Below are 22,670 nucleotides of genomic sequence, written 5' to 3'. Positions count from 1 at the left end.
TGCTTGGGGACTCAGTTCGGGAGTGTCACCGGCTCGTCCGCGTCGGCGGAGTCGTCGTCGCTGGCGATGTCGCGGGCCCACTCGTGGGCCCGCTTGGCGACCCGCAGGACCATGACGGATCGGATCTCCATCACGCCGCGCAGGTGGCCGAGCCGTTCGGTGGAGAACCGGCGCATGTCTTCGCTGGAGGCGAAGTAGCCGACGGCGATGATGTCGAACTGGCCGGTCACGTGGTAGACGTAGGCCATTTCGGACATCGCCGTCAGGGTTTCGATCAGTTCGTCGGTGGTGCCGGGCGCGCTCTGGATCTGGAACACGGTGTGCACCGGGCGTCCCATGAGGGGCGCGCTCGGGATGGCGGCGAAGTGAAGTTGGCCCTCAGTCACCAACCGGTCGACCCGCCGTCGTACGGAGCCCTCGGACAGCCCCACCTTGGCGGCGAGCGCCACGTTTGTCTGGCGGGCGTCCAGAACCAGTTCCCGGATGATGCTGCGGTCCTTCTCGATCGAGCTTTTCGACGCCATTCCGCCCCGTCTCAGAAATCGCCGTACTTCGACGATTCGGTGAATCTAGACGACGATGATCGGATGTGCAAGACTCCCGGCTGACGAATAACGGCACTCGGCGAACAGAAAACAGAGGTTTCCGATGGCCTTGCTTGAAGTACGGGACCTGCGCACGGAGTTCGGCGCGGGACGCCGGGCGGTCACGGCTGTCGACGGTGTCTCGTTCACTGTGGACGCGGGGGAGATGGTGGCCCTGGTCGGTGAGTCCGGCTGCGGGAAGTCCGCGACCGCTCAATCGATCATGGGACTCATCGTTCCGCCGGTCGGCCGGGTCGCCGGCGGCCAGGTGCTCTTCGAGGGCCGCGACCTGCTCCGGATGCGCCCGCGCGAGCTACGGGCGGTGCGGGGCAGCGGCATCGCGATGATCTTCCAGGATCCGATGACCTCACTGAACCCGGTGCTGACGGTGGGCAGACAGCTCACCGAGTCGCTGAACCTGCACCTGGGGCTGCGCGGTGCGGCCGCCCGCGCCCGGGCCGTCGAACTGCTCGACATGGTCCGGATCCCCGCCGCCGCGACCCGCCTGAGTTCCTACCCCCACCAGCTCTCCGGCGGAATGCGCCAGCGGGTGATGATCGCGATGGCCCTGTCGTGCAGACCGCGCCTGATCCTGGCCGACGAGATCACGACCGCGCTCGACGTCACCATCCAGGCCCAGGTCCTCGCCCTGCTGCGTGAACTCGCCGTCGAAACCCGCACCGCCGTCCTGTTCATCACCCACGACCTCGGTGTCGTCGCCGGCATGGCGGAGCGGGTCAACGTCATGTACGCCGGCCAGATCGTGGAGAGCGCCGAGACAGGCGACCTCTTCCGCCGTCCCCAGATGCCGTACACCTGGGGGCTGCTGGGCTCGGTGCCACGACTCGACCAGGCCCGCGGCGGCCGGTTGCGTCCGATCAGCGGCCAGCCCCCGGAGCTGTCGGCGATGCCGTCCGGCTGCCGGTTCGCGCCCCGCTGTGTGCACCGCCGGGACGTCTGCCTCGACTCGCCGCCCGCTCTGACCGCCCCCCGGGAGACGTCCGAACGCGACCAACAGACCAGGTGCTGGGGCATGCAGGACGCGTCCCACGGCGGCTGGCTGTCCACGAAGGACCGCTACGCCGGTCAACTCGTCGAGGAGAAATGATGTCCAAGGCACCGGCCGCCGCCGGCGACACACTGGTCAAGACAGCGCACGACCCCGCCGTGCTCGTCCGGGCCCGCGACCTCACCGTGGACTTCAAGGTCCCGGTACGCGGCGCGCTGCGGCCGGCCCGCCTGCGTGCGGTGTCCGGAGTGGACCTCGACATCCTGCGCGGCGAGATCCTCGGCGTCGTCGGCGAATCCGGCTGTGGCAAGTCCACGACCGGCCGCGCCGTCCTGCAACTGATCAGGCCCAGCGCCGGAAGCGTGACGTTCGACGGCGTCGAACTCACCACCCAGCGCGGCGGCCGCCTGCGCGCCATGCGCCGCCGGATGCAGATGATCTTCCAGGACCCGTTCGCGTCGCTGAACCCGCGGATGTCCATCGGCGAACTCATCGAGGAACCACTGCTCGTCCACTCCGGCGGCTCCGCCGGTGAACGCCGCGCCAGAGCCCTGGAAACCATGGACAAGGTCGGCATCAGCCGCCAGTGGCACGGCCGCTACCCGCACGAGCTCTCCGGCGGACAGCGGCAGCGGGTGGGCATCGCCCGGGCCCTGGTGAGCAGCCCCGAGTTCATCGTCGCCGACGAGCCGGTGTCCGCCCTGGACGTCTCCATCCAGGCCCAGATCGTCAACCTGCTGGAGTCCCTGCAGGAGGACCTCGGGCTGACGATGATGTTCATCGCACACGACCTGGCCGTCGTACGGCACCTCTGTGACCGGATCGCGGTGATGTACCTCGGCACCGTCGTCGAGGTCGCCGACTGCGAGAGCCTCTACACCCGGCCCCGGCACCCGTACACCCAGGCGCTGCTGTCGGCCGTACCGATCCCGGACCCGGACGTCGAACGCGAGCGCGAACAGCGGATCCTCACCGGCGACGTACCCAGCCCGCTCAACCCGCCCACCGGCTGCCGGTTCCGGACCCGCTGCTGGAAGGCCCAGGACGTCTGCGCGGTGACCCCGCCGGTCCTCGCCGACGCGGGCGCCGGTCACCAGGTCGCCTGCCACTTCCCGGAGGACCCCGGCCCGGCCGACCCCGGCAGCCCGGTGAAACCCACCACCGCGACGTCCGCGAACCAGTGACGGTCTCCGCGAACCCGTGACGAGCCCTGCGACACCCTCCCGGAAGGACCGGCCGTGCCCCTCGTGACCCCCGCCGCCCCGTTGGACTACCTGGGCGCCGACGCCCTGGTCGACGACGAGACCCGCGACCTCCAGGCCGCCGTGCGGCACTTCGTCGACGGGCGCATCCGGCCGCACGTCGCCACCTGGTTCGAGGACGGCCGCCTGCCGGCCCGCGACCTCGCCCGCGAACTCGGCGAACTCGGCGTGCTCGGCATGCACCTGACCGGGTACGGCTGCGCGGGCACCAGCGCCACCGCGTACGGCCTCGCCTGCCTGGAACTGGAGGCCGGCGACTCCGGCCTGCGCTCACTGGTCTCCGTACAGGGCTCGCTGGCGATGTACGCGCTGTGGCGGTTCGGCTCCGACGAACACAAGCAGGAATGGCTGCCCGGGATGGCCGCCGGCCGGGCCATCGGCTGCTTCGGACTCACCGAACCGGACTTCGGCTCCGACCCGGCCGGCATGCGTACCCGGGCCCGCCGCGACGGCACCGACTGGATCCTCGACGGCACCAAGATGTGGATCACCAACGGCTCGATCGCCGACGTCGCCGTGGTCTGGGCGCACACCGACGAGGGGATCCGCGGGTTCGTCGTACCCACCGACACCCCCGGCTTCACCGCCCCGGAGATCAAGCGCAAGCTGTCCCTGCGCGCCTCGGTCACCTCCGAACTCGTGCTCGACGACGTACGGCTGCCGGCCGAGGCCGTACTTCCCGGCGTGACCGGCATGGGCGGCCCCCTGTCCTGCCTCAACGAGGCGCGGATGGGCATCGTCTTCGGCGCGCTCGGCGCCGCCCGGGACTGCCTCGAGACGACGATCGCCTACGCCCAGAGCCGGCAGATCTTCGACAAGCCGCTGGCGGCACACCAGATCACCCAGGTCAAGCTGGCCGACATGACCGTGGAACTCGGCAAGGGCCTCCTGCTCGCCCTCCACCTCGGCCGACTGAAGGACGCCGGGGCGCTGGACCACCGGCAGATCAGCCTCGGCAAGCTGAACAGCGTCCGCGAGGCCCTCGCGATCGCCAACACCTGCCGCACGATCCTCGGCGCGGCGGGCATCACGCTCGACTACCCGGTCATGCGGCACGCCGCCAACCTGGAGTCCGTTCTCACCTACGAGGGCACCTCCGAGGTGCACCAACTGATCATCGGACAGACGCTGACCGGGCACGCCGCCTTCCGTTGAGTTGGTTGGCCTCGCCTTCGGGTCGGCTGGCTCGCTCTGGGTTTGCTGGCCTCGGCTCCGCCTCGGCTGGCTCGCTCTGGGTTTGCTGGCCTCGGCTCCGCCTCGGCTGGCTCGCTCCGCTTCGCGCCGCCCTGTGCACCGTCTTCGCCCTGCGGGCATGACGGCTTCGCCGCATGTCCTCGGGCTCCAGACGGTGCGGCGGCGCTCGGTCGACTCGCGACCCTGGTCGCGGTCTACTGCTGTCCGTCGCTTGCTTCGTCGGGGAGTTTCGGTGGGTGGTCGTCACAGCCGACAGCGGCCGCATGCTTCCCGGGTCCCGCGCCTGGTGGCGGCCGGGGGCGCCTGGGTGCCCGGGCGGCTGCGCCGGGGCGTCGTTGGTGATCCCTGTTGTTGATCTGAGCAGGAGGGACCTTATCGATCGTGGGTTAGGTCCCTCCTGCTCAGATCAACAACGGGACTTCGCGCGGCGCCCCCGCCGATGACGGACGTTCGGCGCGTATGACTCTGGGACGGGGAACCCGCGGGACGAGCTGAGCGTGGGAGGGGTTGTTCCGGCCGGAACAACCCCTCCCACGCTCAGCTCGTCAGCGGGCCGGGGCTGTCGGGGCGGGGGCTGGGGCGGGCCAGGGACGGGCCGACCAGATCCCCGGTGACGACACCCGCCCTAGATGAGGCCGTGCGCGAGCATCGCCTCGGCCACCCGCCGGAAGCCGTCGATGTTCGCGCCGGCGACGTAGTTGCCCGGCATGCCGTACTCCTGCGCCGTGGCGTGGCACCGGGCGTGGATGTCCGCCATGATCTCCCGCAGCCGCTGCTCCGAGTGGGCGAACGTCCACGAGTCACGGCTGGCGTTCTGCTGCATCTCCAGCGCGCTGGCGGCCACCCCGCCGGCGTTGGCCGCCTTGCCCGGCGCGAACCGGACGCCGGCCTCGACGAACGCGCGGACCGCGTCCGGGCGGGTCGGCATGTTCGCGCCCTCGGCGACGATGGTGCAGCCGCCCCGGATGAGGGCCGCCGCCTCGGCCGCGCCGATCTCGTTCTGTGTCGCGCAGGGAAGGGCGACCTGGCACGGCACCTCCCACACCGTACGGCCGGCGACGAAGGAGGCGTGCGGCCGCCGCGCCGCGTACGCGTCGATCCGGGCCCGCCGGATCTCCTTCAGCTCCTTCAGCAGGTCGAGGTCGATGCCCTTGTCGTCGCGGACGTAGCCGGACGAGTCCGAACACGCCACGACGGTGCCACCGAGCAGCTGCACCTTCTCGATCGCGTAGATCGCCACGTTGCCCGACCCGGACACCACGACCCGCTTGCCGTCGAAGCTGTCGCCCGCGGCGCGCAGCATCTCCTCGGCGAAGAACACCGTGCCGTACCCGGTCGCCTCCCGGCGTACCTGGGCACCGCCGTAGCTCAGCCCCTTGCCGGTCAACACCCCGGACTCGTACCGGTTGGTGATGCGCTTGTACTGGCCGAACAGATAGCCGATCTCCCGGCCGCCGACGCCGATGTCACCCGCCGGCACGTCGGTGTACTCGCCGATGTGCCGGTACAGCTCGGTCATGAACGACTGGCAGAACCGCATCACCTCACGGTCCGAGCGGCCCTTCGGATCGAAGTCCGAGCCGCCCTTGCCGCCGCCGATCGGCATCCCGGTCAGGGCGTTCTTGAACAGCTGCTCGAACCCGAGGAACTTCACGATGCCCAGGTAGACCGACGGATGGAAGCGCAGGCCGCCCTTGTACGGGCCGAGCGCGCTGTTGAACTCCACCCGGAAGCCGCGGTTGATGTGCACCTCGCCGCGGTCGTCCTCCCACGGCACCCGGAAGATGATCTGCCGCTCCGGTTCGCAGATCCGCTCGATGATCTTCGCGTCGGCGTACTCGGGGTGCCGGGTCAGGGCGGGTACGACACTGTCCAGCACCTCGCGCACCGCCTGGTGGAACTCGGCCTCGCCGGGGTTGCGGCGCACCACGTCGGCGAAGATCGTTTCCAGCCGGTCCTGCGCGGTCATCCCGTTACCTCCCGGGTACGTCACCCCATTTGCCCAGCTCAGACCCTACGACATCCGCGTACCCGGATTTCCGGCCGTGCGGCGACGGGGGCCGTCCGGATTCGTCGCCGTGTCGCGGGCGCACGGACGGGGTGGGATGACTAGACTGTTCGCTCGTACGTCTGTGCTATTCGGGGGGATGGCTGTGCGCGCTGCTGAACCGGTGAACCTTGGTTGGATCTTCCGTCCCGACCGCGCCGACGGTGGTGCGGACCACGCCGGCAAACAGGTCCATTCGGTCGGCCGGACGCTCGACACCGACGGCCGGATCGAGGTGACCCTGACCGACGGTGCCCGGGTCCGCGCCTACCGCCGCGAGATCGTTCCCGGCTGAGCGCGTCGCGGCCTGCCCCTGACACCGGTGACCCGACCTCGGTCGGCCGTCGATAGGGTTCGGGACGTGGTCCAGGTCCATCGGCGCCCCGCTTCATGACGCGCGAGGGCGTCTTCGAGGGACAGCGCGGTCGTCTGACGGCACTTGCCTATCGCATGGTCGGCTCGTGGACCGACGCCGAGGACGTGGTGCAGGACGTCGCGGTCGAGTGGTGGGCCGGCGCGGGCGACGTGGCGAACCCGGGCGGGTGGCTGACGAAGACGACGGTGCGACGGGCGATCGACGCGCTGCGCAGACGTCAACGCGAGTCGGGCTACGTCGGGCCGTGGCTGCCCGAGCCGGTCGTCGTCGACCGGCAGCCGGCGGCCGCGGACCTGGTCGAGGCGCGGGAGACCCTGTCGACGGCATTCCTGCTGATCGCCGAGGCGCTGACCCCGCCGCAGCGGGCGGTCGTGGTCCTGCGGTCGCTCGGCTACCGCCACGACGAGATCGCCGGGTTCCTCGACATCACCCCGGCGGCCGCCCGGCAACACCACACCCGGGCCACGAGGACACTCGACCGGCAGGGGCCACCGACCGGGACCGGCACCGCCGGACGGGACGGCGACGACGCGGTCACGCGGTCGCTGCTGGGGGCGTTCCTGTCGGCGGCCCGCGACGGTGATCTCGAGGCGCTCGTCGCGCTGCTGCACGACGACGTCGTCGCGTACAACGACGGGGGCGGCCGGACCCGTGCGGCCCTCAACCCGCTGTTCGGTCCGGCGAAGGTGGCCCGGTTCGTCGTCGGGGTGAGCGGGACGTACGCCCGGCGTGCCGTGCGGCTGGTCACCGTCAACGGCACGCCGGGCGCGATCGTCACCCTGGGCGGTACCGCCCACGTCATCTCGCTGCAGGTGCGGGACGGCCGGATCTACCGGATCTTCGACGTGTCCAACCCGGACAAGCACGGCACCGTCCCGGGCCCGGTCGCGCCGGATCCGGCGGCCGGCTAGCCGGCCAGGGGCGGCGGGGCCGCGTGCGTGCTCACGGCGACGCGGTTCCACACGTTGATCGTCCCGATCGCGAGCAACAGATCGGACAGTTCCCGCTCCGGAAACAGGCGGGCCGCCTCGGCCCAGACGGCGTCGTCGACGCCGGTGGTGATCAGGGTGACCGCCTCGGTCAGGGCCAGCGCCGCCCGCTCCCGCTCGGTGAAGAAGTCGGTTTCCCGCCAGGCGCTGACCGCGTAGATCCTTCGGGTGGGCTGGCCCAGCTTCTCCAGGTCGGTGGCGTGCATGTCGACGCAGAACCCGCAGCCGTTGAGTTGCGAGGCGCGCAGCTTCACGAGGTCGAGCAGGACGTGGTCGAGGTTCTCCCGCACGTACCGGTCCAGGTCCAACACGGCCTGGTAGCCCTGCGGTGCGTGTTGGCTGATGTTCAAGCGTGCCATCGTCGTCCTTCAGCGTTGCCGGCGTCGCCCATGCTGCACGCGGGCGACGGGAGGACGGGATGCCCTCCGCAGGGTTGTCGACGGCGGGGCCGCGGATGTGACAGTGCCGGCGGCCGCCGCCTGGCCGAGGCCGCCGGGAAGGCCGTACCGCCGGTCAACCGGCCGGCGGCCGGTACGTCTCGCGGACGAGGTCGAGCAGGTCGGTGAGGTACGCGGGCGGGTCGTCGTGCCACCACGCGAGCCAGACCGGCAGCGGCCGGGCGTCGCGCAGCGGCCGGTACGCCACCCCCGGTCGGGGATTCTGGTTGGCGGTCGCCTCGGAGGTGACCCCGACGGCCTGTCCGGCGGCGATCAGGGTGAGCCACTCGTCCACGCTGTGCGTGATCCGGATGGCGGTCGGCGCGGCGTCGGCCGGCCACATGTCCGGCGTGGTCGTCCCGGTCCGGTCGTCGATCGCCACCGGGTACCGGGCCAGGTCCGCGAGCCGCACCGCCCGGCGCCGGGCCAGCCGGTTGTCGGTGGCCACGGCGGCGTAGCGGGCCTCGACGCCGACCTGGGCGGTGTCGAAGCGCGGGTCGTGCAGCGGCCGGCGGACCACCGCCACGTCCACGGCGCCTTCGGCGAGCCCCGCGCTCGCGGTGGCGGACTGGATGAACACCAGCGGCAGCCGCGGATGCGTCGCCGCCCACGCCCGCTGCAGCCGCCGGGTGTGCCTGCCCAGTGCCGCCCACGCGTACCCGACCCGCAGTTCGGTGCGGGACTGCTCGACGACGCGGTGCAGCGCGGCGACCTCGTCGAGCACGCTGCGGGCCCGCGCCAGGACCCGCACACCGGTGGCGGTGAGCGCGACGTGGCCCCGTTGGCCGGCGGGCTGGCGACGATGGTCGCCAGCGCGACCAGCACGCAGGTCGGTGCCGCCGTCGGTGCGCACGCGTTCGCCACCGTCGGCCCGGCCGGTGTCGTCGCCGTCCGGCAGCTCGTCGCGGCCGCCGTCCTGCTGCCGGCCGTCCGCCCGGACCTGCGTCGTTTCACCTGGCCCCAGTGGTGGCCGACGCTGCTGCTCGGAGTCGTCTTCGCCACGATGAACCTGAGCCTCTACACCGCGGTCGACCGGATCGGACTCGGCCTGGCCGTCACCCTCGAGTTCCTCGGCCCGCTCGCGGTGGCGCTGGCCGGTTCCCGTACCCGGCTCGACCTGGCCTGCGCGGCGGGCGCCGCCGTCGGTGTGTACGTCCTGGTCCTGCCCGGCCCTGCCAGCGACTGTCCCGGCATCGGACTCGGCCTGCTGGCGGGCGCGTGCTGGGCGGCGTACATCCTGCTCAACCGCCTGCTCGGAGCCCGGCTGCCCGGCCTGCAGGCACCCGCCGCGGCCACCGCCGTGTCGGCGCTGGCCTGCCTGCCGGTCGCCGTCGCCCTGCTCGTCCAGGGCCGGCTGCACGGCGGTGGCCTCCTGTTCGCGGCGGTGGCCGGCCTGCTCAGTTCGGTCGTGCCGTACGCCGCCGACCTGGTCGCGCTGCGCCGGGTACCCGCCCGCCTCTTCGGCGTGGTGATGAGCATCCACCCGGTCCTGGCCGCGCTCGCCGGCCTGGTGTTGCTGGGGCAGGTGCTGAGCCCGCACGAGTGGGCCGGCATCGCGATCGTCGTCACCGTCAACGCCTTCGCCGTCGCCCGCGCCCGCCGCGACGGGGGAGCGCTTACCTGACGGCCAGGTGCCGGATCCGACGATCTACGCTCACCGGATGCGGATCCTGGTCTACAGCCGGACGACGGGCTTCCGGCACGAGTCGATCCCGGCCGGGGTGGCGGCCCTGACTGCGCTCGGCCGCGGGCACGGGTTCGAGGTCGTCGCGACCGAGGACCCGGCCGTCCTGACCCCGGACGAACTCGCCGGCTTCGCCGCGGTGACGTTCCTGAGCACCAGCGGGACGATCTCCGACGACCCGGCCGCCCGGGCGGCGCTGGAGGGCTACGTGCGGGCCGGCGGCGGCTACGTCGGCATCCACGGCGCGTCGACCACCGAGTACGACTGGCCGTTCTACGGTGCCCTGGTGGGCGCCTGGTTCGACCAGCATCCGGCGGTGCAGCCGGGCCGGATCGTCGTGGCGGACCACGACCATCCGGCCACCGCACACCTGCCCGCCGTCTGGGAGCGCACCGACGAGTGGTACGACTTTCGCACCAACCCGCGCCCGTCGGTGCGGGTGCTGCTGCGGGTCGACGAGACGTCGTACGAGGGCGGCCGGATGGGTGCCGACCACCCGATCGCCTGGTGCCACGAGAACCTCGGCGGCCGGTCGTTCTACACCGCGGTCGGGCACACCGTCGAGTCGTACGAGGAACCGGCCGTGCTGGCCCACCTGCTCGGCGGGATCCGGTACGCCACCGGCGGCTAGCTCCACCCCCCGTCAGACCGGCTGCGCCCGGTGGCGGGTTCCGGAGCGTGGGGCAAGCCGGCGTCAGGCCGGTACGGGCCCGGTGGTGACCGCGCGCAGGTGCGCGGTCGAGGACTCCCGCACCCGGATCCCGACCGGCAGCGTCACGTGCCGGGGTGCCGGCTCGGCGGTGCCGGTGAGCCGGCTGTGCAGCAGCCCGACGGCCTGCCGGCCCATCTCCCGCGACGGCAGGACGGCGGCGACGGCGGTCAGCGGCAGCAGGTCGAACGGCCCGGCGGTGTCCATCCCGGCGAGGTCGACCTCGTCGGGGACCCCGACACCCAGGGCGAGCAGGTCGGTGACGGCGGTGGCGAGCGCGAAGCCGTTGGCGCACAACAGCACGGTCGGCCGGTCGGGCCCATCCAGCATGGACGTCAACACCGCCCGGCGGCGGGTCTCGGGCAGGTAGAGGTAGGACCGCAGGGTGGTCAGCGCGGGCAGCACCGGCAGGCCGTGCTCGCGCAGGGCGTGCTTGTGGCCGCTGAGCCGGTCGCGCACGCTGGTGGTCTCGGTCTCGCTCCACAGTGTCCCGATGCGGGCGTGGCCGCGCGCGATCAGTTCGGTGGTGAGGGCGTGGCCGGCCAGGAAGTTGTCGGCGAACACCGCGTCGGTGGGCAGTTCGTCGCTGTAGCGGTCGACCATCACGATCGGCACGCCGCGCCGGTGCACCTCGTCGAGGGCGGTGGGATCGGACCGGCCGTCGCAGGGGTAGAGCACCACCCCGTCGGCGCCTGCCGCGACCGCCTGCCGCAGCGCCTCGGCCTCGCCCGCCGGGGTGCCGCCGGAGTCGGCGAGCACCAGCCGGTAGCCGATCTCGCCGCAGGCCGTCTGGATGCCGGCCAGGACGTCGGCGACGTGCGGGCCGGGCAGGCCGTGCAGGACGCAGAAGACCGTGCCGGGGCCGGGGGTGGGTGCGGCGGGTGTCTCGGCGGTCCGCGGCGCGGCCCGGTCGGCGACGAAGGTGCCCCGACCCGGCTGGCGGACGACGAGTCCCTCGGCGACGAGTTCGTTGAGTGCCCGTACGGCGGTCGTGGTGCTGACGCCGAATCGCTCGCAGACGTCGCGTTCGGTGGTGAAGAACGCGCCCGGTTCGTAGTCACCCTGCAACAGGGTGGCGCGAAGGTCGCGCTGGACCTTCCGGTAGAGGGGCGACCGCCCGTCGCCGTCACTGCTCATGATCAGAGATTACCACATTAATATAAGTGCGAGACGGTCGTATTGCGGACATATGACGTAGACCGAGCATTGAGGCACCTGCATTAACATGGTAGAAACAGCCTCCTGCACATCCCTGATCCTGGAGGCTGACGTGACCATGGAAAGCGGATACCGTCGCCGGCTCGTGCTCGGCCTGGCGGCGGCACTGGCCGCCGGCGGCCTGACCGCCTGCGGCGGCGACGACGCCGACGGCGGTTCCGACGGAAAGACGAAGATCTCGGTCATGGGGCTGCCGCCCACCACCCAGGCCGCCAACCGCGCCGCCTTCGAGGAGCGGGTACGGGAGTTCGAGGCGGCCAACCCCGACATCGACGTCGAACCGGTCGAATACAAGTGGGAGACCACGACGTTCCAGGCCAAGCTCGCCGGTGGCACCGCCGAGACGGTCTTCCTGGTGCCGTTCACCGAACCCGGCAGCCTGATCGAGCGCCGCCAGGTGGCCGACCTGTCGGCCGAGGTCGGCGAACTGCCGGTCGTCCAGAAGATCAACCCCAAGATCCTCGACTTCGTCCGGGTCGACGGGAAGACGTACGGGATCCCGATCAAGTCGTACACGCTGGGGTTGATCATCAACCGGGACGCGTTCGTCAAGGCCGGCCTCGACCCGGACCGGCCGCCGACCACCTGGGACGAGGTACGCACCACCGCCCAACGGCTCAAGGGCCACGTCGACGTGCCGTACGCGCAACTGACCACCAAGAACGGCGGCGGCTGGCACCTCACCGCGATGACCTACTCGCTGGGCGGGACCATGCAGCAGGAGAAGGACGGCAAGTGGGTCGCCGCCTTCAACGCCGCACCCGCCACCGCCGCCCTCGACCTGCTCAAGACGATGCGCTGGCAGGACCGGACGATGGGGGACAAGCCGCTGCTCAGCAGCGAGGACGCCACCCGCGACTTCGCCGCCGGCAAGATCGGCATGATGATCAACGGGTCCGAGGTGTTCAACCAGTACCTCACCGTCTACAAGGCCGACCCGTCGACCTTCGGCATCGGCGCCCTGCCCCAGGGTGGCGGCAACCAGACGCTCATGGGCGGCACGGTCGCGATGATGAACCCGAAGGCCACCGCCGCCCAGCGCCGCGCCGGCCTGAAGTGGATCGACTTCTACTACCTGCGGGTGCTGCACGACCCCGCCGCCGCCGGCACCGACGCCGCCGGCCGCAAGGCCGACAACCTGCCGGTCGGCACCCCGCTCGTGCCGATGTTCGACGCGGCCACCACCGCCGCCGTCGACGCCGAGGTGGCCAAGCACGCCAACTTCCCGCTCGCCCACGCCGGGCCGTACATCGCCGGCAACGGCACCCTCGGCTTCCAGGTCGAACCACCGGTCGCCGCCCAGGAGGTGTACGCCGCACTCGACCCGGTCGTGCAGGCCGTCCTCTCCCGCGACGACGCCGACATCCCCGACCTGCTCGGCAAGGCCGAGAAGACCGTCGCCGCCGCGCTTGCCCGGGCCCAGTGAGCCCTGCGCCGTGAGCCGACGCCACAACCCGTCCCGGGCAGCGCAGACCCTGCTGTTCTTCCTGCCCGGGGCGGCCGTCTTCGCCTACTTCGGCTGGTGGCCGATCCTGCGCAGCGTCCTGCTGAGCCTCCAGGACACCAACCTGGTCGACCCCGCCCGATGGGTCGGGCTGGAGAACTTCAGCCGCGTCCTGGCCGACCCGCTCCTTGCCACCAGCGCCCGCAACACGCTGTGGTTCGTGGCGCTCTCCCTGCTCATCGGCTTCCCGCTGCCGCTGCTGGTGGCGACCGCCATCGCCGAGGTACGCCGCTTCGGCGGCCTCTACCGGCTCCTGGTCTACCTGCCGGTCGCCGTACCCCCGGTGGTGGCGGTGCTGCTGTGGAAGTGGTTCTACGACCCGGCCGACGGGTTGTTCAACACGCTCCTCGGACTGGTCGGGCTCGGCCCGTACCCGTGGTTGCAGTCGAGCACGTGGGCGATGCCCAGCCTGGTGCTCGAGGCGACCTGGGCCGGCGCCGGCAGCGCGATCCTGATCTACCTCGCCGCGCTGACCGGAGTCTCGCCCGAGCTGTACGACGCCGCCGAGGTCGACGGTGCGTCGGTCCTGCGCCGGTTCTGGCACGTCACGCTGCCGCAGATGCGCGGCGTCATCCTGATCCTGCTGCTGTTGCAGGTGATCGGCGGGATGCAGGTCTTCACCGAGCCGTTCGTGATGACCGACGGCGGTCCGGAGGACTCCACCGTCACCGTCCTGCTGCTGATCTTCCGCTACGCGTTCGTCTACGGCGACTACGGCGCCGCGGCGGCGGTCAGCGTCCTGCTCGCCGTGGTGCTGAGCCTGCTCTCCGCCGCCTACCTGCGGGCCACCCGAGCCTGGAGCACCACATGACCCTGCTTGCGCAACGCCGACCGACCAAGCGCCGACCGACCGGGCGCCGACCGGACGAGGCCGCCGCCCGTACCGTCCTGTCCGAGGCCGACCGGCGGCGGCCGGCGACCCGGGCGGCCTTCGTGCCCACCCAGGTCCTGCTGCTGATCGCCACGTTCGTCGCCGGCGCCGGACCGATCCTGTGGCTGGCCAAGGCGGCGATCTCGCCGACCCAGGAGATCCTGCGCGAGCCGCTGCGTCCGTGGCCCGGGCAGCCGAGCTGGGACAACATCCCGCAGGCGTGGACCAGCCTGGACCTCGGGCTGGCCCTGTTCAACACCGTCGTCCTGGTCGCCGGCTCCTGCCTGGTCCAGCTCGTCGTCGCCACCACCCTCGGGTACGGCTTCTCGGTGCTGCGTCCCCGCTACGGGAAGTTCCTGTACGCGGCGATCCTGGCGACCCTGTTCATCCCGGCCTCGGTCTCCCTCGTGGCGCAGTACCTGACCGTGCTGGAGCTGCCGCTGCTCGGCGTCAGCCTGCTCAACACCCCGTGGGCGGTCTGGCTGCCGGCCGGCGCGCACGCCTTCAACGTGCTGCTGATGCGCCGGTTCTTCGACGGCATCCCGCGGGAGCTGTTCGAGGCCGCCGAGGTCGACGGCGGCGGGCCGTGGACGGTGTTCTGGCGGATCGTGCTGCCGATGTCCCGGCCGATCCTCGCCGTCGTCGGGCTGCTGGCGCTGATGAGTTCCTGGAAGGACTTCCTCTGGCCGATGCTCGTGCTGCCCGACGTCACGAAGCAGCCGATCGCCGCCGTCCTTCCCCGCCTGGCGCAGGTCAGCGAGGAGTCGCTGCTGATGGCCGGGCTCTTCCTGGCGACCCTGCCACCCGTCCTGATCTTCCTCGTCTTCCAACGACACATCGTGCGCGGTGCCGGCTTCGGCGGACTGAAGGGGTAAACCGATGAACCGAGCGACCCGAACCCACCCGCGGCGAGCACTGGTCGTCCTCGCCGCCGCCCTGCTCACCCTGACCCTCGCCCCGCCGGGCCGGGCGGTCGCCGCCGGCACCGTCACCGAGGTGGTGGTCAGCCAGGCCGGCTACAGCGCCGGCGCCTACAAGACCGCGTACGTGCTGGCCACCGGCACGCTCGCCGACCCCACCTTCGAGGTGCTGTCCGGCGGCGCGGTCGTCGGCGGCGGCACCCTCGTCGACGAGGGCGTCACGTGGGACCGGCGCGTCTACAGCGCCGACCTCTCGGCGGTCACCACAGCCGGCACGCAGGTCACCGTCACCAGCAACGGGATCTCGTCGCACCCGTTCCCGATCGCCGCCAACATCTGGACCGGTTACACCGACGAGATGACCGCGTTCTACCGCATCCAGCGGGCCAGCGTGGCGACCGCCGACGCGTACCCGGCCGGCTACAGCAGCGTCGCCCCGTCGGCGAAGGTCTTCCACGCCGCCGGTCACCTCGACGACGCCCGCGCCGAGGACGGCACCAGGTACGACCTCACCGGCGGCTGGTACGACGCCGGCGACTACGGCAAGTACGGCGGAAACCAGTGGGTCGGCGGCGAGATCGCCCTGGCCTACCTGCGGCACGCCGACGCCGCGCAGGTGCGCCAGGACCGGGACGGCAACGGCATCCCGGACCTGATCGACGAGGCCCGCTGGGGCAGCGAATACCTGGTGAAGTTCGCCGACCAGCTCGGTGGCGCGCTCTACAACATCCGCAACCGGGGCGGCTTCGTCCACCCGGAGAAGCTCACCGACAACGTCCCCGGCACCGCCGACGACCGGGTGCTGACCGACCTCAGCGTCGGCGGCTCCGCCAAGGCCGCCGGCACCCTGGCCGCCACCGCCCGCGCCATCCGGCACGCGGTCGCCGCCGGCCACGTCACCGGCGCCGCCGCCACCGATCTCGCCGCGTTCGCCGACACCGCCCGGGCCGCGGCGCTGACCACGTACGGGTACGCGGCGGCGAACCCGGACGGACCCGAGGGCACGTACGTCACCGTCGGCGGCATCCCCAACGCGATGCTCTGGGCCGAGGTGCAGCTCCACCTGCTCACCGGGGAGGCGGGGTACGCCACCGCCGCCGCCGCGAAGATCGCCACGCTGACCTTCGACGACCTGCGCGCCACCAACTACTGGGACCTGCGGCCGATCTCGATGGCCGAGTTCTATCCGGTCGCCGACGCGGCCACCCGGACGCGGATCCAGGCGCTGCTGCGCCAGCAGGCGCAGTTCTTCCTCTCGTCGACCGACGACACCCCGTACGGCGTGCTCAACCAGTTCAAGAACTTCGGCGTCAACGAGCCGCACGCCTCCTACCTCGGTGACATGGTCCGCTACTACGAGCTGTTCGGCGATCCGGCCGTGCTCCGGGCGGTTCTCAAGGGGACGTACTGGATCTTCGGGGCCAACCCGTGGAACATCAGCTGGGTCTCCGGCATCGGCGCCGACCACGTCGACTACCTGCACACCCGCCTCGACGAGGAGGCGTACTCGCGGACCAGTCCCGGCGTCGTGATCCCGGGCGCCATGGTCAGCGGCCCGAACGCCCACGACACCCGCGACCGGCGCAGCGTCAGCCCCTGGTACGCCGACCGTCCCCTGTGGCAGGACGACACCAGCCAGTGGCGCTACAACGAATACAGCATCAGCATCCAGGCCGGCCTGCTCTACACCGTGACGGGGCTGGCGGCGCTGAACGGCGAGCCCACCACCGGCGGCCCGGTCCCGACCCGGATGCCGGTCACCACCCCGGTCATCGGCGACTTCGTCACCGGCTCGGTCACCGTCCTCGCGCAGGGCGAGGGGCCGGTCACCGGCGTACGGCACAACGCCGACGGCACCTGGAAGCCGATGACGTCGACCGACGGGGCGTACCGGGGCACGTTCAGCGTCGACGGGTTCGCTCCGTACACCACGCGGCGGGTCGACGTACGGGCCACCGACGCGGCCGGTCGGGTCACGTACAGCTCCGCCCACTACACGGTGGCGCCACCGCTGCCGGCCCCGGCAACCCGCTGCGCTACGACGACTTCGGCGGCGCCGGCACCTTCGGCGGCACCGGGCAGCACTGGGTGAACTGGTACAACGAGCACGCCGGCACCGGCACCTACGCCCGCACCACCGACGACGGGCGCAGCGTCGGACGGTTCAGCCAGAACCCCAACTCGGCGCAGTCCCGCGCCAAGTTCGAGCCGTGGCACGACACCGTCGACCTCTCCGGATATCGTTATCTGTCGATGACCATGCGTAATCCAGGCTCCCCGGACGCGCGGATGCGGTTCGACATCAACGACGGCACCCGCAACTTCCAGCTGACCGCCGGCTTCGTCGCGGTCCCCGGAACCTGGACCACCTACGAGTTCGACCTCGACGCGCTCGCCGGCCTCGACAAGACCCGGATCCACCCGGTCATCTGGCTCAACCAGGCCGGCGGGCAACCGGGCCAACTGCTGGTCGACGACATCACCGCGGTGAACCGCCCCGGCGGGACCGCACCCACGCTCACCGCGAGCGCGGTCAGTGCGACCACCGGCGGCACCAGCACCGAGTTCACCTTCACCACCACCTACACCGACGCCAACAACCAGGCCCCGTTCACCGTCGACGTCGTCATCGACGGCGTGATCCACGTGATGGCGCCGGTCGACCCGGCCGACACCACCTACACCGACGGTGCCGCGTACCGGTTCACCACCCGACTGGCGGCCGGCCGGCACTCCTACTACTTCCGCACCACCGACACCACGACCAACCCGGTGAAGACGACCACCTGGACCGGCCCGACGGTCGGCTGACCCCGAAGGGAAACCATGACCCCCTCGCCGTCCAGCTCTACAGCGTGCGGGAACCGCTCGCCGCCGACCGGCCGGGCACCCTGCGCCGGCTCGCCGACGCCGGATACCGGGCCGTGGAGCCGTTCGACACCCACGTCGACCCGCACGGGCTACGGGCCGCGCTCGACCCGCTCGGGCTGGCCGTCTGCGCCACCCACGGCGACGTACTCGGACCGGACCGCGACGCGGTCCTCGCCGGCGCGGCCGTGCTCGGCACCGACACCGTCATCCAGCCCATGGCGCCCCCGCAGCGGTTCGCCGACCGGGCCGGGGTCGAGGCGACCGCCCGCGACCTCAACGCCGCCGCCACCCGCGCCGCCGACCACGGACTGCGGCTCGGATACCACAACCACCACTGGGAACTGGCCTCCCGGATCGGCGGCCGGCCGGCCCTGGAGGTCCTCGCCGACCTGCTCGCCCCCGAGGTGCTGCTCGAGGTCGACATCTACTGGGCCGCGACCGGCGGCGCCGACGTACCGGAACTGCTGCGCCGGCTCGGCGACCGGGTCCGCTACCTGCACGTCAAGGACGGACCGGCGACCGAGGCCGGACCGATGACCGCCGTCGGCGCCGGGGTCGTCCCGGTCGCCGCCGCGCTCGCCGCCGCACCGGCGGCCCGGCGGATCGTCGAACTCGACCGCTGCGCGACCGACGTCCTCGACGCGATCGAGGAGAGCCACCGATACCTGACCGCACTGGAGCAGGGAGCACCACGATGACCGGATACGGACCGGTGGGTGTCGCCGTCGTCGGCTGCGGCACCGTCAGCCACCAGTACCTGCCCACCCTGACCACGTCCCCGGACCTGCGGGTCGTCGCCTGCGCCGACCTCGACCTCGACCGGGCCGGCGCCGTCGCCGCCCGGTACGGGGTGCCGCACGCCACCGACGTGCCGACCGCGCTGCACCACCCCGACGTCGAACTCGTCGTCAACCTCACCATCCCGGCCGCGCACGACGCCGTCGCCGGCGCGGCGATCGCCGCCGGCCGGCACGTCTACAACGAGAAGCCGCTGTCCATGGACCGCGAGTCCGGCGGCCGGCTGCTCGCCGCGGCGGCCGACGGCGGGGTACGGGTCGGCGGCGCGCCCGACACGTTCCTCACCGCAGGCACGCAGGCGGCGCTGGCCATGCTCGTCGAGGGGGCCGTCGGCACCCCGCAGACCGCGCTGCTGCTCATGCAGGGCCCCGGACCGGAGTCGTGGCACGAGTCACCGGAGTTCCTCTACCAGCGCGGCGCCGGCCCGCTGTTCGACCTCGGCCCGTACTACCTGACCGCGCTCGCCTCGGCGTTCGGGCCGGCCAGCCGGGTCGCGGCCGCCGGCCGGCGGGCGTTCCCGCACCGGACCATCGGCGCCGGCCCGCGTGCCGGGACCAGCTTCCCGGTCGAGGTGCCCACCCACGTCACCGCACTCGTCGAGTTCGTCGCCGGCCAGGTGGCGACGCTGGTGTTCAGCTTCGACTCGCCGCTGTCCCGCGCCGGCTTCCTGGAGATCACCGGCACCACCGCGACCCTGGCACTGCCCGACCCGAACGGCTACGACGGGCAGCCCCGCCTGCGCCGGGCGACGGACGACGACTGGGTGCCGGTACCGGTTCCCGGCCCCCGGTCGGGCCGGGGCATCGGCGTCGTGGAGATGGCCCAGGCCATCCGGCTCGACCGCCCGCACCGGGCCTCCGGCGAGCAGGCGCTGCACGTGCTCGACCTGATGATGTCGATCGCCGAGGCCGCCGACACCGGCGGGTTCGTCACCGTGAAGAGCAGCTTCACCCCGGCCGCGCCGCTGCCGTCCGGCTGGGATCCGACGGTGGCGACGATGGTGGTCGGCCGGAGCCCGGGGTGACCGGACCGGTCCCGGTCCGGCCGGCGGCGGTCCTGTACGGCGACGACGCCGTCTTCGACCGGCTCTTCGACGACGAGTTGCTGGCCCGGCTCGACACCCTGCTCGCCACCGGCCGGCCCCGGCACCTGACCCGGCTCGACACCGCCCCGGCCCGGGCCCGGCTCGCCGACGCCGAGGTCCTGGTCACCGGCTGGGGCTGCCCGCCGGTCACCGAGGCCGACCTGGCCGCCGCGCCCCGGCTGCGGGCGGTCTTCCACGCCGGCGGCAGCGTGAAGGGGGTCCTGCCGTCCGGGGCGTGGACCCGCGACCTCGTCGTCACGTCCGGGGCCGCGGCCAACGCCGTACCGGTCGCCGAATACACCCTCGCGGCGATCCTCTTCGCCGGCAAACGGGTGCCGGAGTACGCCGCCCGGCAACGCGACCGCCCCGGCGACCCCGGCGTGTACGGCGAACTGCCGGTCCCCGGCAACCACCGGCGGACGGTCGGGGTCGTCGGGCTGTCCCGCACCGGGCGGCGGCTGCTGGACCTGCTGCGCCCGTTCGACCTGCGGGCGTTGGTCGCCGACCCGTACGCCGACCCGGCGGACGCCGCCGCGTACGGCGCCGAACTCGTCGACCTGGAGACCCTGCTCGCCGCCGCCGACGTGGTGACCCTGCACGCCCCGGCGCTGCCGGCGACCCGGCACCTGCTCGACGCGCGGCGGCTGGCCCTGCTGCCCGACGGGGCGACGGTGGTCAACACCGCCCGGGGCAGCCTCGTCGACACCGCGGCCCTGACCCGTGAATGCATCGGCGGGCGGTTGCGGGCCGTCCTCGACGTGACCGACCCCGAGCCGCTGCCGGCCGACTCACCGCTCCACCGGCTGCCGAACGTCCTGCTGACCCCGCACCTGGCCGGCGCGATGGGCGGCGAGACCCGGCGCATCGGCGAGCTCACCGTCGACGAGATCGGCCGGTACGTGCGCGGCGAGGCGTTGCGGCACCGGGTCCACCACGGCGACCTCGCCCGGATCGCCTGACCATCCACGAAGGAGTTCCGTCGTTGTCCACCATCCTCGTCACCGGCGCCGCCGGACGGATCGGCACCCTGCTGCGCCACGCGTTCGCCGGGCGGCACACCGTGCGCTGCCACGACACCGTGGCGCCCGCGCACCGGCTCGCCGGCGAAGAGTGGACCCACGGCGACGTGGCCGACGCCGACAGCCTCGCGGCCGCGGCCGACGGCGTCGACAGCATCGTCCACCTGGCGGCCGACGCCGACCCGAAGGCGCCGTGGGACCGGCTCCACGGACCCAACATCGCCGGCGTCCGGGCGGTGTACGAGACCGCCGTCCGCACCGGTGCCCGGTCGGTCGTCTTCGCCAGTTCGCACCACGCGAGCGGCGGCCACGACCGGGACCGTACGCCCGGCGTCGACGCCACCTGGCCACCGAGGCCCTGCTGCCGCTACGGCGTGACCAAGGTGTTCGGCGAGGCGCTCGGCCGGCACCACGCCGACGTCGACGGCCTCTCCGTGACCTGCCTGCGGATCGGCGACTTCGCCGAGCGACCCGCCGACGAGCTGTCGCTGCGGATCTGGGTCAGCCCGGACGACCTGGTCCGGGCGTTCCGCGCCGCGCTCACCACCGGCCAGCGGTACGGCGTACACCTGATCTCGTCGGCGAACACCCGCTCGCTGTGGCGTACGGCGGACAGCAACCGGCAGCTCGGCTACGCGCCACGCGACGACGCCGAGGTGTACGCGGCCGACGTCGACCCCGACGGCCCGCGCCACCCCTGCTTCCGGCGTCCCGCCGACCCGGCGGCCACACCGGACGGTGCCGACCCGCTGGAGGTGGCCCGGTGACCCTCGACGAGACGCGGGCGCCGTGGCCGGCGCGCGACGGGCTACGGATCACCGCCGTGCGGGCGATCGTCACCGCGCCCGGCGGGCCGCCGCTCGTGGTGGTCCGGGTCGACACCAACGAACCCGGCCTGCACGGCCTCGGCTGCGCCACCTTCACCCAGCGGTACGCCGCCGTCGCCGCCACCATCGAGCAGCACGTGGCCCCGCTGCTGGTCGGCCGCCACCCGGCCGACATCGAGGACCTCCTGCGGATGGTCCACTACTCGTCGTACTGGCGGTCCGGGCCGGTCACCAACAACGCGCTGTCCGGTGTGGACATGGCGCTGTGGGACATCGCCGGCAAGCGGGCCGGGATGCCGGTGTACGAACTGTTCGGCGGCCGGCAGCGGGCGGCGGCCCGGTGCTACCTGCACGCCGGCGGCGCGACCGTCGACGAGACCCTGGCGGCGGCCGAGGCGATCGTCGCCCGCGGCTACGGCCACGTACGTCTGCAGACCGGCCAACCCGGCCTCGGCGCCTACGGCAGCCCCGGCACACCCGGCGGCTACCCCGGCCACCCGTACCCGGACGGCTGGGACGTACAGCACTACCTGCGGACCACCCCGGCGCTGTTCGCCGCCGCCCGCGAACGGTTGGACCCGTCGGTGGAACTGCTGCACGACGTACACAGCCGGCTCACCGTCAAGCAGGCCGTTGTTCTCGCCCGCTCGCTGGAGCCGTACCGGCTGTTCTTCCTCGAGGACCCGGTCGCGCCCGAGGACTACGCCCGGCTGCCCGAGGTACGCGCCGCCGCGCCGGTACCGGTCGCGGCGGGGGAGCAGCTCTCGTCGGTGACCGAGGCGGCCCGGCTGGTGCGGGACGGCGGGGTCGACCTGCTCCGGCTGCACGTGTCCGCGATCGGCGGCGTCACCCCGGCCCGCAAGCTGGTCGCGCTCTGCGAACTCACCGGCGTACGCACCGCCTGGCACGGCCCGGCCGACGTGTCACCGGTCGGCGCCGCCGCGAACATCGCCCTGAGCGTGACCACCGCGGCGTTCGGCATCCTGGAGGCGCACGAGTATCCCGACGCCGTCCACGAGGTGTTCCCCGGCACCCCCGAGGTCCGCGCCGGCTACCTGTTCCCGAGCGACGCCCCCGGGTGGGGCGTCGACCTGGACGAGCGGGCCGCGGACCGCTTCCCGCCGGTCCCGCACCTGCACGAGCGCTGGTCCGCCCGGGTACGCCGCCCCGACGGCGGCATCGAACCCCCGTGAGCACCGGTCAGAGGTTCCGGCTCCGCGGCAGGTCGGTGCCGCAGACGTAGCCCGGCGGCCACGGGCGGGGCGAC

Annotated in this window: 22 protein-coding genes; 17 read left to right on the top strand and 5 right to left on the bottom strand. The window is 72.5% G+C overall.

Annotated features, from left to right (window positions below; translation table 11 throughout):
• Positions 1-11: 11 nt before the first annotated feature.
• Complete coding sequence (locus Prubr_RS35440; protein ID WP_212819981.1) at positions 12-524, bottom strand: Lrp/AsnC family transcriptional regulator; 513 nt, start codon at positions 522-524, stop codon at positions 12-14.
• Positions 525-648: 124 nt separating this feature from the next.
• Here Prubr_RS35440 and Prubr_RS35435 point away from each other — a divergent pair, with 124 nt between their 5' ends.
• From Prubr_RS35435 to Prubr_RS35425, 3 genes are read left to right on the top strand one after another with little or no spacing between them, the layout of a single operon-like run.
• Complete coding sequence (locus Prubr_RS35435; RefSeq protein ID WP_212819978.1) at positions 649-1,692, top strand: ABC transporter ATP-binding protein; 1,044 nt, start codon at positions 649-651, stop codon at positions 1,690-1,692.
• On the top strand, positions 1,692-2,777 hold the full coding sequence (locus Prubr_RS35430) for an ABC transporter ATP-binding protein (RefSeq protein WP_212819976.1): 1,086 nt from the start codon (positions 1,692-1,694) through the stop codon (positions 2,775-2,777). The genes Prubr_RS35435 and Prubr_RS35430 overlap by 1 nt, the downstream gene beginning before the upstream one ends.
• A gap of 54 nt (positions 2,778-2,831) precedes the next feature.
• On the top strand, positions 2,832-4,010 hold the full coding sequence (locus tag Prubr_RS35425; RefSeq protein ID WP_212819974.1) for an acyl-CoA dehydrogenase family protein: 1,179 nt from the start codon (positions 2,832-2,834) through the stop codon (positions 4,008-4,010).
• A gap of 664 nt (positions 4,011-4,674) precedes the next feature.
• Here the strand turns inward: Prubr_RS35425 and gdhA are convergent.
• Positions 4,675-6,018 carry an NADP-specific glutamate dehydrogenase gene (gene gdhA, locus Prubr_RS35420; RefSeq protein WP_212819972.1) on the bottom strand — a complete coding sequence of 448 codons (1,344 nt, stop codon included), beginning with the start codon at positions 6,016-6,018 and terminating at the stop codon, positions 4,675-4,677.
• A gap of 202 nt (positions 6,019-6,220) precedes the next feature.
• On the opposite strand from gdhA, the gene Prubr_RS35415 reads away from it, so the two are divergent.
• Complete coding sequence (locus Prubr_RS35415) at positions 6,221-6,391, top strand: hypothetical protein (protein WP_246568109.1); 171 nt, start codon at positions 6,221-6,223, stop codon at positions 6,389-6,391.
• Between the two features lie 95 nt (positions 6,392-6,486).
• Positions 6,487-7,383, top strand: a complete 897-nt coding sequence (locus tag Prubr_RS35410) for a sigma factor (protein WP_212819968.1) — start codon at positions 6,487-6,489, stop codon at positions 7,381-7,383.
• Here Prubr_RS35410 and Prubr_RS35405 read toward each other — a convergent pair.
• On the bottom strand, positions 7,380-7,820 hold the full coding sequence (locus Prubr_RS35405; protein ID WP_212819966.1) for a carboxymuconolactone decarboxylase family protein: 441 nt from the start codon (positions 7,818-7,820) through the stop codon (positions 7,380-7,382). The two genes, Prubr_RS35410 and Prubr_RS35405, sit on opposite strands and share 4 nt — an antisense overlap.
• A 154-nt stretch (positions 7,821-7,974) precedes the next feature.
• Complete coding sequence (locus Prubr_RS35400) at positions 7,975-8,649, bottom strand: LysR substrate-binding domain-containing protein (RefSeq protein WP_246568108.1); 675 nt, start codon at positions 8,647-8,649, stop codon at positions 7,975-7,977.
• A 21-nt stretch (positions 8,650-8,670) separates the two neighbouring features.
• On the opposite strand from Prubr_RS35400, the gene Prubr_RS35395 reads away from it, so the two are divergent.
• Both Prubr_RS35395 and Prubr_RS35390 read left to right on the top strand, forming a co-directional pair.
• A complete protein-coding gene (locus Prubr_RS35395; protein WP_246568107.1) occupies positions 8,671-9,522 on the top strand; it encodes an EamA family transporter in 852 nt (283 codons plus the stop codon).
• Between the two features lie 37 nt (positions 9,523-9,559).
• Positions 9,560-10,213 (top strand): ThuA domain-containing protein, encoded by a 654-nt coding sequence (locus Prubr_RS35390; protein WP_212819964.1) that lies wholly within the window; start codon positions 9,560-9,562, stop codon positions 10,211-10,213.
• A 63-nt stretch (positions 10,214-10,276) separates the two neighbouring features.
• Here Prubr_RS35390 and Prubr_RS35385 read toward each other — a convergent pair whose 3' ends face one another.
• Positions 10,277-11,428 (bottom strand): LacI family DNA-binding transcriptional regulator, encoded by a 1,152-nt coding sequence (locus tag Prubr_RS35385; protein WP_212819962.1) that lies wholly within the window; start codon positions 11,426-11,428, stop codon positions 10,277-10,279.
• A gap of 139 nt (positions 11,429-11,567) precedes the next feature.
• Here Prubr_RS35385 and Prubr_RS35380 point away from each other — a divergent pair, with 139 nt between their 5' ends.
• From Prubr_RS35380 to Prubr_RS35335, 10 genes are read left to right on the top strand one after another with little or no spacing between them, the layout of a single operon-like run.
• Positions 11,568-12,935, top strand: coding sequence for an extracellular solute-binding protein (locus tag Prubr_RS35380; protein WP_246569128.1), 1,368 nt, complete (start codon positions 11,568-11,570; stop codon positions 12,933-12,935).
• Between the two features lie 10 nt (positions 12,936-12,945).
• On the top strand, positions 12,946-13,824 hold the full coding sequence (locus Prubr_RS35375) for a carbohydrate ABC transporter permease (RefSeq protein WP_212819958.1): 879 nt from the start codon (positions 12,946-12,948) through the stop codon (positions 13,822-13,824).
• Positions 13,821-14,759, top strand: coding sequence for a carbohydrate ABC transporter permease (locus Prubr_RS35370; RefSeq protein ID WP_212819956.1), 939 nt, complete (start codon positions 13,821-13,823; stop codon positions 14,757-14,759). The genes Prubr_RS35375 and Prubr_RS35370 overlap by 4 nt, the downstream gene beginning before the upstream one ends.
• A gap of 4 nt (positions 14,760-14,763) precedes the next feature.
• Complete coding sequence (locus tag Prubr_RS35365; RefSeq protein WP_212819954.1) at positions 14,764-16,896, top strand: glycoside hydrolase family 9 protein; 2,133 nt, start codon at positions 14,764-14,766, stop codon at positions 16,894-16,896.
• Positions 16,893-17,615 (top strand): hypothetical protein, encoded by a 723-nt coding sequence (locus tag Prubr_RS35360; RefSeq protein ID WP_212819952.1) that lies wholly within the window; start codon positions 16,893-16,895, stop codon positions 17,613-17,615. Before Prubr_RS35365 ends, Prubr_RS35360 begins: the two co-directional genes overlap by 4 nt.
• A 44-nt stretch (positions 17,616-17,659) precedes the next feature.
• Entirely contained in the window at positions 17,660-18,373 is a 714-nt protein-coding gene (locus Prubr_RS35355) for a sugar phosphate isomerase/epimerase family protein (RefSeq protein WP_212819950.1), read from the top strand.
• Positions 18,370-19,497 carry a Gfo/Idh/MocA family protein gene (locus Prubr_RS35350; protein ID WP_212819948.1) on the top strand — a complete coding sequence of 376 codons (1,128 nt, stop codon included), beginning with the start codon at positions 18,370-18,372 and terminating at the stop codon, positions 19,495-19,497. Before Prubr_RS35355 ends, Prubr_RS35350 begins: the two co-directional genes overlap by 4 nt.
• On the top strand, positions 19,494-20,516 hold the full coding sequence (locus Prubr_RS35345) for a hydroxyacid dehydrogenase (RefSeq protein WP_246568106.1): 1,023 nt from the start codon (positions 19,494-19,496) through the stop codon (positions 20,514-20,516). The genes Prubr_RS35350 and Prubr_RS35345 overlap by 4 nt, the downstream gene beginning before the upstream one ends.
• A gap of 23 nt (positions 20,517-20,539) precedes the next feature.
• A complete protein-coding gene (locus Prubr_RS35340) occupies positions 20,540-21,343 on the top strand; it encodes an NAD-dependent epimerase/dehydratase family protein (protein ID WP_212819946.1) in 804 nt (267 codons plus the stop codon).
• Positions 21,340-22,596 carry an enolase C-terminal domain-like protein gene (locus Prubr_RS35335; protein ID WP_212819944.1) on the top strand — a complete coding sequence of 419 codons (1,257 nt, stop codon included), beginning with the start codon at positions 21,340-21,342 and terminating at the stop codon, positions 22,594-22,596. The genes Prubr_RS35340 and Prubr_RS35335 overlap by 4 nt, the downstream gene beginning before the upstream one ends.
• Positions 22,597-22,670 lie beyond the last annotated feature (74 nt).

This window comes from Polymorphospora rubra (genome assembly GCF_018324255.1).
In the GTDB taxonomy this organism is placed as follows: Bacteria; Actinomycetota; Actinomycetes; order Mycobacteriales; family Micromonosporaceae; genus Polymorphospora; species Polymorphospora rubra.
This window is presented reverse-complemented; position numbering and strand designations above follow the sequence as displayed.

Excerpts from the sequence above, each read along its gene's own strand:
- Prubr_RS35390 (WP_212819964.1), top strand. The coding sequence starts at position 9,560 with ATGCGGATCCTGGTCTACAGCCGGACGACGGGCTTCCGGCACGAGTCG.
- Prubr_RS35380 (WP_246569128.1), top strand. The coding sequence starts at position 11,568 with ATGGAAAGCGGATACCGTCGCCGGCTCGTGCTCGGCCTGGCGGCGGCA.
- Prubr_RS35370 (WP_212819956.1), top strand. The coding sequence starts at position 13,821 with ATGACCCTGCTTGCGCAACGCCGACCGACCAAGCGCCGACCGACCGGG.
- gdhA (WP_212819972.1), bottom strand. The coding sequence starts at position 6,018 with ATGACCGCGCAGGACCGGCTGGAAACGATCTTCGCCGACGTGGTGCGC.
- Prubr_RS35350 (WP_212819948.1), top strand. The coding sequence starts at position 18,370 with ATGACCGGATACGGACCGGTGGGTGTCGCCGTCGTCGGCTGCGGCACC.
- Prubr_RS35365 (WP_212819954.1), top strand. The coding sequence starts at position 14,764 with ATGAACCGAGCGACCCGAACCCACCCGCGGCGAGCACTGGTCGTCCTC.
- Prubr_RS35385 (WP_212819962.1), bottom strand. The coding sequence starts at position 11,428 with ATGAGCAGTGACGGCGACGGGCGGTCGCCCCTCTACCGGAAGGTCCAG.
- Prubr_RS35440 (WP_212819981.1), bottom strand. The coding sequence starts at position 524 with ATGGCGTCGAAAAGCTCGATCGAGAAGGACCGCAGCATCATCCGGGAA.
- Prubr_RS35435 (WP_212819978.1), top strand. The coding sequence starts at position 649 with ATGGCCTTGCTTGAAGTACGGGACCTGCGCACGGAGTTCGGCGCGGGA.
- Prubr_RS35405 (WP_212819966.1), bottom strand. The coding sequence starts at position 7,820 with ATGGCACGCTTGAACATCAGCCAACACGCACCGCAGGGCTACCAGGCC.
- Prubr_RS35430 (WP_212819976.1), top strand. The coding sequence starts at position 1,692 with ATGTCCAAGGCACCGGCCGCCGCCGGCGACACACTGGTCAAGACAGCG.
- Prubr_RS35410 (WP_212819968.1), top strand. The coding sequence starts at position 6,487 with ATGACGCGCGAGGGCGTCTTCGAGGGACAGCGCGGTCGTCTGACGGCA.